At 73.5% G+C, this 12,868-nt stretch carries 9 protein-coding genes; 2 read left to right on the top strand and 7 right to left on the bottom strand.

Annotation, left to right across the window (positions count from 1 at the left end):
* Positions 1–101 precede the first annotated feature (101 nt).
* A complete protein-coding gene (locus tag TK50_RS06700; protein ID WP_043961947.1) occupies positions 102–2,204 on the bottom strand; it encodes a hypothetical protein in 2,103 nt (700 codons plus the stop codon).
* A gap of 239 nt (positions 2,205–2,443) precedes the next feature.
* Between TK50_RS06700 and TK50_RS06705 the strand changes: the two genes are divergently transcribed.
* Entirely contained in the window at positions 2,444–3,376 is a 933-nt protein-coding gene (locus TK50_RS06705) for an intradiol ring-cleavage dioxygenase (protein ID WP_043961948.1), read from the top strand.
* 32 nt (positions 3,377–3,408) lie between these two features.
* Here TK50_RS06705 and TK50_RS06710 read toward each other — a convergent pair whose 3' ends face one another.
* The 5 genes from TK50_RS06710 to TK50_RS06730 form a co-directional block, all read right to left on the bottom strand.
* Positions 3,409–3,918 carry a GNAT family N-acetyltransferase gene (locus TK50_RS06710; RefSeq protein ID WP_043961949.1) on the bottom strand — a complete coding sequence of 170 codons (510 nt, stop codon included), beginning with the start codon at positions 3,916–3,918 and terminating at the stop codon, positions 3,409–3,411.
* Positions 3,915–4,847, bottom strand: coding sequence for a ribonuclease Z (locus TK50_RS06715; RefSeq protein WP_043961950.1), 933 nt, complete (start codon positions 4,845–4,847; stop codon positions 3,915–3,917). Before TK50_RS06715 ends, TK50_RS06710 begins: the two co-directional genes overlap by 4 nt.
* A 361-nt stretch (positions 4,848–5,208) precedes the next feature.
* Positions 5,209–6,396, bottom strand: a complete 1,188-nt coding sequence (locus TK50_RS06720) for an osmoprotectant NAGGN system M42 family peptidase (RefSeq protein ID WP_043961952.1) — start codon at positions 6,394–6,396, stop codon at positions 5,209–5,211.
* Positions 6,393–8,270 carry an N-acetylglutaminylglutamine synthetase gene (gene ngg, locus TK50_RS06725; protein ID WP_043961953.1) on the bottom strand — a complete coding sequence of 626 codons (1,878 nt, stop codon included), beginning with the start codon at positions 8,268–8,270 and terminating at the stop codon, positions 6,393–6,395. The genes TK50_RS06720 and ngg overlap by 4 nt, the downstream gene beginning before the upstream one ends.
* A gap of 2 nt (positions 8,271–8,272) precedes the next feature.
* Positions 8,273–10,057 carry an N-acetylglutaminylglutamine amidotransferase gene (locus TK50_RS06730; RefSeq protein WP_043961954.1) on the bottom strand — a complete coding sequence of 595 codons (1,785 nt, stop codon included), beginning with the start codon at positions 10,055–10,057 and terminating at the stop codon, positions 8,273–8,275.
* A gap of 365 nt (positions 10,058–10,422) precedes the next feature.
* Between TK50_RS06730 and TK50_RS06735 the strand changes: the two genes are divergently transcribed.
* Positions 10,423–12,066: a PKD domain-containing protein gene (locus TK50_RS06735; RefSeq protein ID WP_241773938.1), complete on the top strand. Its 1,644-nt coding sequence runs from the start codon at positions 10,423–10,425 to the stop codon at positions 12,064–12,066.
* Between the two features lie 61 nt (positions 12,067–12,127).
* Here the strand turns inward: TK50_RS06735 and msrA are convergent, their stop codons facing one another.
* Entirely contained in the window at positions 12,128–12,790 is a 663-nt protein-coding gene (gene msrA / locus TK50_RS06740; protein WP_043961955.1) for a peptide-methionine (S)-S-oxide reductase MsrA, read from the bottom strand.
* Positions 12,791–12,868 lie beyond the last annotated feature (78 nt).

Raw genomic sequence — 12,868 nt, forward strand, 5'->3', positions numbered from 1 at the left:
CCTGACGATCAACCCAGTCGATGATTGTAGGCCCGCCCGCCGACATGCCGACGGTGTCCCGACGGGTGGGCGGCGGCGCGACGCCGCCGCCCACCGTGGCGCTAGGAGTGGTTGAACGAGTACGTGATGGTCTCGGCCGTGTTGGTCGGCAGGCACTGTGCGACGTCGGTCGCGCAGGCCGCCGGAGCGATGCCGAACAGGAACTGCACCGGGCCGGCGGTGAACGACCGGCTGGAGTCGGCGGTCACGCTGAGGTTGAACACGTACAGGACGTGGTCGGCGGTCTCCTGGAAGTTGGCCGGCGTGCTCGGCATGCTCGGCCGGCTCCACAGCCGGACCCACCCGCCGTTCGCGGTGTTCTGGTGGAAGCGCATGAACGGCTGGCCCCCGGGGTTGTCACGCAGCCACTGGGTCGGCACCGCCACCGGGAACGAGACGTACTGGGTCTTGAAGTTGAGCGTCGCCCCCGAGGCCGGCCCGTAGACCCCGGCCCCCGAGCCGATCAGCGGGGCGTACGACAGCCAGTCCGACCAGGGGCCGGTGCCCCCGAGCCCGGTGAAGCGCACCCGGAACCGCGCCGAGGCGTCCCGGGCGGACGGCACCGGGAACCGGCTGTAGTCCGACGTCGAGCAACCGTACGGGTCGATCGGCGAGCAGTAGCCGCTGAGCTGCTTGACCTGCCCCCCGATGTCCTGCTGGAGCTGCCACGACGGGTACGACGCCCCGGCGTCCACCACGTACTGCGGCATCTCCCAGTAGCTGACCGGGTAGAGCACGTTGTTGAAGCGGGTGCGCCAGACGACCTCCTTCGGGCGCGGGCAGTGCTCGGTGGCGCCGACCCCCCGCTCCCAGACGAAGTCGCAGTACGCCCGCTTGTAGCGGGGCGGCAGGTTCGAGTAGACGCGGTCGGTGTGCGCCACCAGCCCCCAGTTCTCCGCCGGTGCGTCGGCGTTGCCCTGGTGGTAGCGGTACCAGATCGCCTGGGCGGTGTCGGCGCGGTTGGCCAGGGCGGTGAAGACGTCCTTGACGTACTGGCCCTGCTTGGCCTCCTTCTCCTCCAGCGTCGACGCGGACACGTCGTTGGAGTTGAAGCCGACCTCGGTCAGCCAGAACAGCGAGGTGGACTGCGGCACGCCCGCGGCGGTGAGCACCGCCCGGACGGCGTCGAGCCGGCCGTTGATGCCGGCCAGCAGCGTCGAGGTGGCGGTGTTGGCGTAGCCGCCGGGCAGACTCAGCCCCATCGCGAAGGGGTACGGGTGGTAGCCGATCCCGTCGAACGGCCACGCCCCGCCGTTGGCCGAGCGGAACGCGGCGACCGAGGCGGAGCTCAGCACCCCGCTCAGGTGATTGGTGTCGTCGTTGGCGGTGCCGGAGTCGCCGCCGTCCATCCCCGGGTGCATCCCGTGCGTGATCACCTTGACCGTGCTGCCGCAGGGCTTGCTGCCGGCGAGCCGGCAGTACCGGTAGAACTTCCCGATCAGCCGGCCGTACGCGTCGCCCGGCACCACGTACGGGCCGGGGTGGGCGGCGGTGCCGGGGTGGTACAGCTTGTTGGCCTCGTTGAGCACCTCGACGGCGGCCAGGCGGCTGCCGAACGTGGTGACCACCGACAGCGCCTTGTCGATCCACACCTTCATGAACTTCGTCGTGGTGCCGTACTCCGGGTACTGGCTGACCGCCACGGAATCCTGCAACTGGTACAGGTAGGGCTCGCTCGCGGGCACCCCGCTGTTGCTGACCCCGCCCTCGACCAGGGCGAAGTTCAGCACCGCGATGACCTTGACATCGCTGGGCAGCTTGTCGATCAGCCGGCGGTAGAGCGTGAAGTCGACGGCCGTCTCGCCGGGGGCGGCGATCTCCAGCCGTACCGTCTTGACCTTGGCCTCGACCAGGTCGTTGATCATCTGGTCCTCGAACGCGACGCGCTGCGCGTCGGTGAGGTTCGGTTCGACGGCGGGCCGCAGGCTCCACGGGCTCATGACGGCCAACCCGGTCTTCGACTGGGAGGCGACGACCGCCGGTGCGACGGCGGTCGTCACCCGGCCCGCGGTGGTCGCCGAGAGCTGTGCGGTCGTGATCTGCGCGGCGGCGGCCGGCGGCGCCCCGGCGGCCGGGTCGGCGGCGGCGGGCCGCCCGGTGCCGACCGCCGTCACGGCGACGACGGTCAGGCCGGCCAGCAGCCGGCTCGTTGCTCGGTGTCGCATGCAACCTTCTCCCTTGCCCCGGCCCGTGCCGGCCGGACTGCCGCGAGCATGCGAGCCGCCGGTATGCGTCCGGTATAACGGCCGGTCGGGCCGACCCTCGGGCGGATCGGCGGGCCGACCGACGGGGCCGACCGCCGGTCGACCATTCACAGCCCGGCCACAAGCGGGGCACAGAGGGCGCCGGCCGGGCGTGTCTAGCGTCGGGACCAGCCGACGAGCACCGACCCCGGGAGGAACCCATGCGCCACGACCTCGACCACCACGAAGGGCAGCGGGTCAGCCGCCGCCGGCTGATCGCCGGGATCGGCTCGGTCGGGCTGGCCGGCCTGCTGGCGGCCTGCGGCCGGGACAGCGGCGGCACGGTCACCACGTCCACCGGCGAGACCGTCTCCCCGCAGGCCACCGCCAGCACGTCTGCCGACCTGACCGCGCTGTTCGCCGAGGCCGGCACGTGCACGCTGACGGCGAGCACCACCCAGGGCCCGTACTACTTCGACGCCGACAAGATCCGCAGCGACATCCGGGAGGACCGGGAGGGCACCCGGCTGCGGGTGGCGATCCGGGTGCAGGACAGCGAGCAGTGCGGGCCCCTGGCCAACGCCGTCGTGGAGATCTGGCACTGCGACGCCGAGGGGCTGTACTCGGGTGCGGAGGCGCAGTCCTCCGGCGCGGGCGGGGCCCCGGGCGGCGGCACCCCGCCCAGCGGCGCGCCCGGCGGCACCCCGCCCAGCGGCGGCCCGGCCGGAGGGACCCCGCCGAGCGGTGCGCCCGGCGGCGGCGCGGCACCGGGCGGCGGCTCCGAGGGGTCGGCGGCCGACCTCACCCCCACCGACGACAAGCGCTACCTGCGCGGGGCCCAGGTCACCAACTCCGACGGGATCGTCGAGTTCACCACCATCTGGCCGGGCTGGTACCGGGGCCGCACCACGCACATCCACGCCATGGTGCACGTCGACAACAACCGGGTGCTGACCACCCAGATGATGTTCGACGAGGCCCTCAACACCAAGGTGTACGCCGCCGCGCCGTACTCGGCGCACACCGGGCGGGACACCTTCAACGACAACGACACGATCTACGCCGACAGCATGCTGATGAAGGTCGTCGCGGACGGCGACGGCTACCTCGGCGTACTCAACTTCTCGGTCGACTCCGACCAGGACGGCTCATGAGGCCGCCCGTATGCGTTAACAGGGGCCCTTCCTCACACTTCACGCGCGTAGCAGAGTTGGCGGGTGAGGGCCGCGCCGATCCGGTCCTCCCGGCTCTCGCCGGTGGGCTGCCAGCCGCCCCGCTCGTAGAAGCGCCGGGCCGGCACGTTGCCCTCCAGCACCCACAGCACCGCCCGCGCCCAGCCCCGGTCGCGCATGGTGGCCAGCGCGTCGTCCATCAGCGCCCGGCCCGTGCCCCGGCCCCGCTCGCCGGGATCGAGGTGGATGGCGTTGAGCAGCCCCGTCGCCGGGTCGCCCGCGTCGTCCGGGCCCACGTAGCTGAAGCCGACCAGCCGGCCCTCGCGCTCGGCGACGGTCATCAGGTGGTCGTCGCGCTCCCAGGTCCACCGCTCGACCCAGTACCACCCCATGGCCTCCTCCGTCGGGTCGGCGAGGGCCTCCGCCGGCAGGAACGACGAGTACGCCGCCACCCGGGACCGCTGGTGCAGCGCCCCCACGGCGCGCAGGTCGTCGACGGTGGCGTGGCGGAGGGTGATCGTCACCCGGCCGAGGGTACCCGCCGGGGCGGCACCGGCACGGTCGCCAGGTCCTCGGCGACGACCAGCTCACCGGCGAAGTGCTCCCGGGCCTCGTCGGCGAAGCGCCGGACGTCGCCGTAGCGCTGGGAGAAGTGGGTGAGCACCAGCGTGCGTACCCCCGACTCGGTTGCCACCCGCGCGGCCTGGCCCGCCGTGAGGTGCCCGACCTCGGCGGCGAGCGCGGCCTCGCTCGCCAGGAACGTCGACTCGATGACCAGCAGGTCGGCGTGCTCGGCGAGGGCGTACACGTTGTCGCAGAGCCCGGTGTCCATGACGAACGCGAACCGCTGCCCGGGGCGGGTCACGCTCACCTCGTCGCGGGTGACGCGCCGCCCGCCGACGTCGAGGTGGCCGACGCGCCGCAGCTCGCCGACGGCCGGCCCGGCGATCCCGTACGCGGCCAGCCGCTGCGGCAGCATCCGGCAGCCGTCCGGCTCGACGAGCCGGTAGCCGTACGTCTCGATGGGGTGCCGCAGCCGGCGGGCCTCCAGGATGCCGCCGCCGCGCAGGGCGACCCGCTGCCCGTCGGCGCTGATCGGCTCGACGGCCAGCTCGGCGGTCTCGTGGAAGGAGCTGGCGTGCCGCAGCCGGGCGAAGTAGTCGGCCCCGCCGGCCGGGAAGTGCACCGCCACCGGGCGCGGGACCCGGTCCAGGGAGAGCCGCTGGATGGTGCCGGGCAGGCCGAGGCAGTGGTCGCCGTGGAAGTGGGTGACGCAGATCCGGGTCAGGTCGGTGGCGGTGACGCCGGTGTGCAGGAGCTGCCGCTGGCTGCCCTCACCCGGGTCGAGGAGGATCACCTCGTCGTCCCAGCGCAGCACGTACCCGTTGTGGTTGCGCGCCCGGGTCGGGGTCTGGCTGGCCGTCCCGAGCACCACCAGTTCACGCATGGACACGGCGCTCTCCCCGGCGGATACATGAAGCGACCCCCGGGGCTTCCGTGCTCGCGCACGGGCCGGCTGGACTTGGCCGGCACCCCGGGGGTCGGGTGGCTGTCGTGGTTTCGCCGCACCGCTGCCACACGGTCTCGACGATCGTGCACCCGCCTCGCGGCGGGCAGGTTCTCACTGTCGAGGACAGCGGCTAGCGGACAGCCACCTCACGAGTCCGATTGCTATACAAGTCTGGACCACCTCCTTTCCCGTGTACCGCCACGCTATCCACTTCCCGGGGGCGTCGGCAACGGATTTCGACCAGCGGCTCAGGCGCGGTCGGCCGGCACGGCCGGGGCGGCCCCGACGGGCGCTGCCGGAGCGGTCAGTCGGCGATGCCGATCGGACCCTCGCGCGGCCCCTCCTCGCTGGCCGGCTGCACCGACAGCGACGGGAAGTCGGCCAGGTCGCCCTCCGGCTCGGCGTCCCACTCGGGGAACACCAGGTCGCTCTGGAGGTAGAGGCAGAGCAGCTGGGTGAGGTGACCCAGCCCGTCGAGGTGGGTGCGCTCGTGGCCGTGGGTGGCGTCCACCCCGAAGCCGAGCAGCGCCACCCGGGCGTGCGCGCCCGCCTCCACCGCCGCCGCCACGTCCGAGCGGTAGAACTCGAAGACGTCGCGGACCAGGTCCACCCCGTGCTCGCGGGCGATCGCGGCGAGGTTGCGGGTCAGGTGGTAGTCGAACGGCCCCACCCCGTCGCCCATGGCCAGGGTGGCCGCGTTCTCCCGGGACTGCTGCCCGGGGGCGACCACCGCGGCGTCCACGGAGACGATCTCGGCGACGTCCGGGTCGAGGCCGTGGCTCGCCCCGTGGCCGATCTCCTCGGTGACCGTCACCAGCAGGTGCGCGGTCACCGCCGGGGTGACGCCCGCGTCGACCAGCGCCTTGAACGCGGTCAGCACCGCCGCCACCCCGGCCTTGTCGTCCAGGTGCCGGGACTTGACGTACCCGCTCGGGGTGATCGTCGGATTCGGCAGGAACGCCACGAAGTCCCCGACGTCGATGCCGAGCGCCCGCAGCCCGGCCTCGTCGGCCACGGGCTCGTCGACCCGCACCTCGACCTGCTCCCAGCCGACCCCCTGGAGGTCGACGGCCTCGTTGTAGCGGTGACCGCTGGCCTTCAGCGGCAGCACCTGGCCGCTGATCACCCGGTCCAGGTCGTCGGTGAAGATCCGCACGTGCGCGCCCTCGGCGAACCGGGCGCTGTGCGTGCCGACCTGCATCAGCTCCAGCCGGCCGTTCTCCTTGAGCCGCTTCACCATGCCGCCGATGGTGTCGGTGTGCACCACGATCGCCCGGTCCGCCCCGGTCTCCCGGGGCCCCGGCAGGCAGGCGCTGAGCGCGCCGCGCCGGGTCAGCGTGGAGGAGATCCCGAGCGCGGAGAGGCGCTCGCCCACGTACTGCTGCACGTGGTCGGTGCGCCCCGACGGGCTCGGGATCTCCAGCAGCTCCACCAGCACCTGGCGGAGGTAGTCCAGGTCGATCTTCAGGGGGACGGGTTTGCGTGCGGTCATGCCTGAGAGCTTGCCGCACCCGCCGGTGTCCAGAGGCGTTGCGGTGCCCGCGTGCCGGGGAAGAGGAGGTCGACGAAGCGCTCGGCGGTCGGCTGCGGCTCGTGGTTGGCCAGGCCCGGCCGTTCGTTCGCCTCGATGAACACGTGCTCCGGGTCGTCCGGGGCGCTGACCAGCAGGTCCAGCCCGGTGACCGGGATGTCCAGCGCCCGGCTGGCCGCCACGCACGCCTCGGCGATCGCCGGGTGCAGCTCGCCCGTCACGTCGTGGATCGTCCCGCCGGTGTGCAGGTTCGCGGTGCGGCGTACGGCCAGCACCGTGCCCTCGGGCAGCACGTCGCTCAGCTCGTAGCCGGCCTCGGCGACGACCTCCCGGGTCATGTCGTCGACGGGGATGCGCGACTCGCCCCCGGTGGCGGCGGCCCGGCGGCGGCTCTGCCGCTCGATCAGCTCGGCGACGTCGTGCACCCCGTCGCCGGTGACCTGGGCGGGCCGCCGGACGGCGGCGGCCACCACCTCGTGGTCGATGACGATCACCCGCAGGTCCTCGCCGTCGCGCATCTGCTCGATCAGCACGTCCGGGCAGAAGCTGCGGGCCAGCGCCACGGCGGCGGTCAGCGCCTCCGGCGTGCGTACGCCGACGGTGATGCCGTTGCCCTGCTCGCCGCGCGCCGGCTTCACCACCACCCGGCCCACCTCCGCGAGGAACGCGACGTCGGCGTCGTCGCCGGTCGCGGTGCGCCCGGCCGGCACCGACAGGCCCGCCTCGGTGAGGATGCGCCGGGTGACCCGCTTGTCGTCGCAGCGGCTCATCGCCACCGCCGAGGTCAGCTCGGACAGCGACTCGCGGGTGACGATCGTCCGGCCGCCGTTGCTCAGCCGCAGCTCGCCCCACTCCGGGTCGGTGACCTCCACCCGGATGCCCCGGCGCATCGCCTCGTCCGCGACGATCTTCGCGTACGGGTTGAGCCGGTCGTACCCCTTCGGGGCGGCCGGCAGGAACAGCCGCTCGTTGATCGGGTTCTTCCGCTTCACGCAGAGCGTCGCGGTGCGGTAGAAGCCGAGCCGCTCGTACAGCCGGATCGCCCCGGTGTTCTCGGCCAGCACCGACAGGTCGACGAACGCCCGGCCGCGCGCGGTGAGCCGGGCCGCCAGCTCGGTCAGCAGCGCCTGGCCGGTGCCGGGCGGCGCGGTGTTGAAGTCCACGGTGAGGCACCACAGGCTCGCCCCGTTGTCCGGGTCGGCGAAGACCGCGACGTGGTCGACTCCGGTGATCGTGCCGACCACGTCCCCGGTGGCGTCCTCGGCGACCAGGTGCAGGAACCGGTCGGTGCGGGCGTTGTCGACAAGCACGTCGACCGGGGCGGTGACCATGCCGTTGCGGGCGTAGATCCGGTTCACCGCGTCCGCGTCGTCGGCGTCGCGCAGCGTCCGGATCCGCAGGCCGGGCAGCCCGTCGCGTTCGTCGGCGGCGGCCGGGGCCGCGGGCAGCCGCAGCCGGTACGTCAGCGACGGGTCGATGAACAACTCGTCGGGCAGCCGGGACACCAGCACGTGCGGGTCGCGCAGGTAGATGCAGATGTCCCGCGCCCCGGCCGCCTCCGAGCGCAGCACCGCCGCCACGGCGGCCTGCTCGGTGAACGTCTGGCCGAACACCAGCCGCCCCCAGCCGCAGTCGAGCACCACGCCGCCGCCCGGCGGCGGGCCGTCCCGTTCGGGCTGCGCGCCGGAGCCGTCCGGGGAGTCCGGCGCGTCCGGGTCCGGCGGGGTCGGGGCGGGTGCCACCGGGTCACCGCCCGGCCCCACCCGCTCGCGGCGGCGGCCCAGCACCCGTTCCCGGTCGGTGCGCGCCGTCCCGGTCGCCAGGGTGTCGCTCACGGTCAGTCGATTCCGTGGCTCTGGAGCCACATTTCCAGGAGTCCCAGCTGCCACAGCTTGTTTCCGTTCAACGGGGTGAGTTCGGCGTTCGGGTCGGCCAGCAGCGCGTCGACGTACTCGGTGCGGAACAGGTTGCGGTGGCGGGCGGCGGGCGCGTGCAGCGCGTCGCGTACCCGGTCGAGGAGCTTGCCCTCCAGGTGGGTGAGGCCCGGCACGGGGAAGTAGCCCTTCGGCCGGTCGATGACCTCGTGCGGCAGGACCCGGCGGCCGATCTCCTTCAGCACGCCCTTGCCGCCCTGGGCCAGCTTCAGCTCGGGCGGGCAGGTCGCGGCCAGCTCCACGAACTCGTGGTCGAGGAACGGCACCCGGGCCTCCAGCCCGTGCGCCATGGTCATGTTGTCGACCCGCTTCACCGGGTCGTCGGTCAGCATGATCTGGGTGTCGATCCGCAGGCCCGCGTCGACGGCGGTCTGCGCGCCGGGCCGGGCCAGGTGGGCGGCCACGAACTCCCGCGCCGGGTCGCCGTCGGCCAGCCACGCCGGGTCCAGCACCCGGGCCAGCCCGGCCGCGTCCCGGTCGAGGAACGCCTTCGCGTACGTCTCGACGGCCCGCTCCCGGTCGACGCCGGCCAGCGGCGGGTACCAGTGGTAGCCGCCCAGGATCTCGTCCGCGCCCTGGCCCGACTGGACCACCTTGACGTGCCGCGACACCTCCTGGCTGAGCAGCCAGAACGCCACGCAGTCGTGGCTGACCATCGGCTCGCTCATCGCCGCCACGGCCGCCTCCAGCGGGGGCAGCAGGTCCCGGGCGGCCACCCGGATCTGGTGGTGGTCGGTGTCGAACGTCTTCGCCACGATGTCGGAGTAGACGAACTCGTCGCCGGAGCGGCCGCCGACGGCGTCGAAGCCGATGGAGAAGGTGGCCAGGCCGCGCTGCCCCTGCTCGGCGAGCAGGGCGACGACCAGGCTGGAGTCCAGCCCGCCGGAGAGCAGCACGCCGACCGGCACGTCGGCGACCATCCGGCGGCGCACCGCCGTGGTCAGCGACTCCAGCAGGGCGTCCTCCCAGTCGCGGGCGGACCAGCCGGCCCGCTCCCCGCGCCGGGTGAACGCCGGGTCCCAGTAGACCCGCTCGTGGGTGGTGCCGTCGGCCTCGTAGACCCGGACGGTGGCCGGGGGCAGCTTGGCGACCCCGCGCAGGATGGTGCGCGGCGGCGGCACGATGCTGTGGAAGCTCAGGTAGTGGGCCAACGCCACCGGGTCGATGGCGGTGTCGACGCCGCCGCCGGCCAGCAGCGCGGGCAGGGTGCTGGCGAAGCGCACCACGCCCGGGGACTCGGCCACGTACAGCGGCTTGATGCCGAGCCGGTCGCGGGCCAGCACGAGGCGGCCGGTGTCCCGCTCGCTGATCGCCACGGCGAACATCCCGACCAGGTGGTCGACGAAGTCGAGCCCCCACTCGGCGTACGCCTTGACGACCACCTCGCTGTCGCCGGAGGAGAAGAAGCGGTGCCCCCTGGCCTGCAACTCCTCGCGCAGCTCGCGGTAGTTGTAGACGCAGCCGTTGAAGACGCCGGTCAGCCCCGACGCCGGGTCGACCAGCGGCTGCCCGCTCGCCGCCGACAGGTCGATGATCTTGAGGCGGCGGTGGCCGAGGGCGACCGCCCCCTGGGACCACACGCCGCTGTCGTCGGGGCCCCGGTCGCTCATCGTGGCCGCCATGCGTTCCACCGCCGCGACGTCGGCCCGTGAGCCGTCACGGCGGAACTCCCCAGCCAGTCCGCACATGCCAGACAATGCTGCCAGAGGTGAGCCCCGCTCGCCTGTTGAGATGATGTCGTCGGCGTTACGTGCTTGCTAAGATGCGCGCCCTCGCGCCCCGACGTGCCGCCGCCCGCCGGCGCTGCCGCCCGGTCCACCGCCGCCCCGCGTGGCTGCCTGCCCAGCCTGCCCGGCCGGTTGTGAGAAACCCCGCATCGGTGCGACGCCGCCGGGCCCACGGCCGACCGCACCCGGCCGGACGGCCGCGCCCCGCCCGCCGCCGGTGACCCGTTGTCCCCCGGACGGGGCATTCAGCGCCGAACGTCGCCGTGCCAGGGTGAGATCGGGCCCACGAGGAGGCGATGACCATGCGCGCGACGCGACGGACAGGCGTGCGGACCGGACGCGGCGTGCGTACCGCCGGCCGGCTGGCGCTGGCGACGGTGGTCGCGGCGGCCGGCGTGCTGGCCGGGGTCGCCCCCGCGCAGGCCGTCGCCACCCGCACCGTGGCCTTCTGGAGCATGGACGAGCCGGCGGGCGCCACGGTGCTCACCGACAGCAGCGGCAACGGCCGACACGGCCGCATCGGCGACGAGGTGGTGGCCGGGACGCGCTACGACGGCGCCACCGCCCACCGCTTCGCCTACCACAACCCCGCCGACAAGGAGTACGTGCCGGGGCACGTCAACCTGGTGCCGGCGAGCAACGACTTCAACCCCGAGGCCGGCGACTTCTCGTTCTCGATCCGCTACCGCACCACGAAGTCCTTCGGCAACATCATGCAGAAGGGGCAGGGCGGCACGGCCGGCGGCTACTGGAAGTTCGAGGCCCCCGAGGGCAAGCCCCGGTGCATGTTCCGGGGCGGCGACGGGTCGACCCGCACCGGCTACACGGGCACGTCCATCGCCGACGGGCAGTGGCACACCGTCACCTGCAACCGCACCGCCAGCTACGTCGAGATGTACGTCGACGGCGTGCGCACCAGCCGGCTCACCGGCCCCACCGGGACGATCGCCAACAACTGGCAGTTCTCGATCGGCGGCAAGAGCTCCTGCGACGGGGTGAACGTCACCTGCGACTACTTCGCCGGGGACATCGACTGGATCCGGCTCGTCAAGGGCCCCGGCGGCGCGGCCAACACCCCGCCCAGCGCCGACCTCGCCGCGTCCTGCTCCGGGCTGGTGTGCGCCTTCTCCGCCGCCGGCTCCACCGACCCCGACGGCGCGGTCCAGGACCACGCGTGGGACTTCGGCGACGGCGCGACCGCCGGCACCGCCAGCGTCCCCACCACCACCCACACGTACGCGCAGGCCGGCACCTACCGCGTCGCCGTCACCGTCACCGACGACCGGGGGGCCACCGGCACCGCCACCCGGGACGTCACCGTCGCGCCGCTGCCCGAGCTGATCTCGTACGTCGGGCAGGCCACCGCCAACGCGAACGTCACCAACCACTCCGTCGTCGTGCCCGCCGGAGTCCGGCCCGGGGACACCCTGCTGCTGTTCCTCAGCCAGAACACCCACGCCGACACCGGGGAGCCCACCGGGGTGACCGGCTGGACGCGACTGGACCGCCTCGACGGGGGTTACGCCACCACCACCGCCTGGTGGAAGGTCGCCGCCGCCGGTGACGCCGGGACGACCCTGCGGGTCACCCTCGGCAAGCAGTCGAAGGGCAACCTGGTGCTCGCCGCCTACCGGGGCGCCGACCCGGCCGCCCCGGTGGCCGCGTTCGCCAGCGCCGCCGACCCGGCCAGCTCCGCCACCCGGGTCACCCCGACCGCCCCGGTCGCCGCCGAGCGCGGGTGGGGCGTGTCGTACTGGCTGCACGGCGACGCCACGTCGACCGCGCTGACCCCGCCGCCCGGGGTGCAGGTGCGCAGCAACAGCTCCCAGACCGGCGGGGGACGGGTCACCGGGCTGCTCGCCGACTCGGGCGCGTCGGTGCCGACCGGCGCGTACGGCGGCCTCAGCGCGACCGCCGCGGCGGCCAGCACCACCACGACCACCTGGACCGTCGTGCTCCGCCCCGCGTGACGGGGCGACGACGGCCCGGACGCGACACGCGTCCGGGCCGTCGCGCGCTCGGTCGGTGGGGTCAGCCGGCGGTGCGGGCCACGCCCACCGGGCAGCTCAGCCCGTTCGGCCCGTGGTTGCAGTACCCGTTCGGGTTCTTGGTGGGCGCGAGGTACTGCTGGTGATAGTCCTCGGCGAAATAGTAGTCGCCGAGCCGGTCGATCTCCGTGGTGATCTCGCCCTTGCCGGCCCGCGCCACGATCGGCGCGAACGCGTCGCGGGACGCGGTGGCGGTGGCGAGCTGCTCGTCGGTGCTGGCGTAGATCGCCGACCGGTACTGGGTGCCCACGTCGTTGCCCTGGCGCATGCCCTGGGTCGGGTCGTGGTTCTCCCAGAACACCTTCAGCAGGTCCTCGTAGCTGATCACGGTGGGGTCGTAGACGACCTGGACGACCTCGGTGTGCCCGGTCATGCCCGAGCAGACCTCCTCGTACGTCGGGTTCGGGGTGATCCCGCCCGCGTAGCCGACGGAGGTGGTGAGCACGCCGGGCAGGGTCCAGAACAGCCGCTCGGCACCCCAGAAACAGCCCATCCCGAACACGGCGACCTGCGCGCCCGCCGGGAACGGCCCCTTCAGCGAGGAGCCGAGCACCTCGTGGCGGTCGCCGATCGGCATCGCGATCGGGCGGCCGGGCAGGGCCCGGTCGGGGGTGGGCAGCTCGGCGGACATGCGACGAAGGAACACGGTGGAACTCCTCTCGTACCTCTCCCCGCGTGCAACACCGCCGGGCCCCGGTTCCTTACCCGCCCCGGCGGTGGGTAA

Source organism: Micromonospora haikouensis, assembly GCF_000876225.1.
Lineage (GTDB): Bacteria > Actinomycetota > Actinomycetes > Mycobacteriales > Micromonosporaceae > Micromonospora > Micromonospora haikouensis.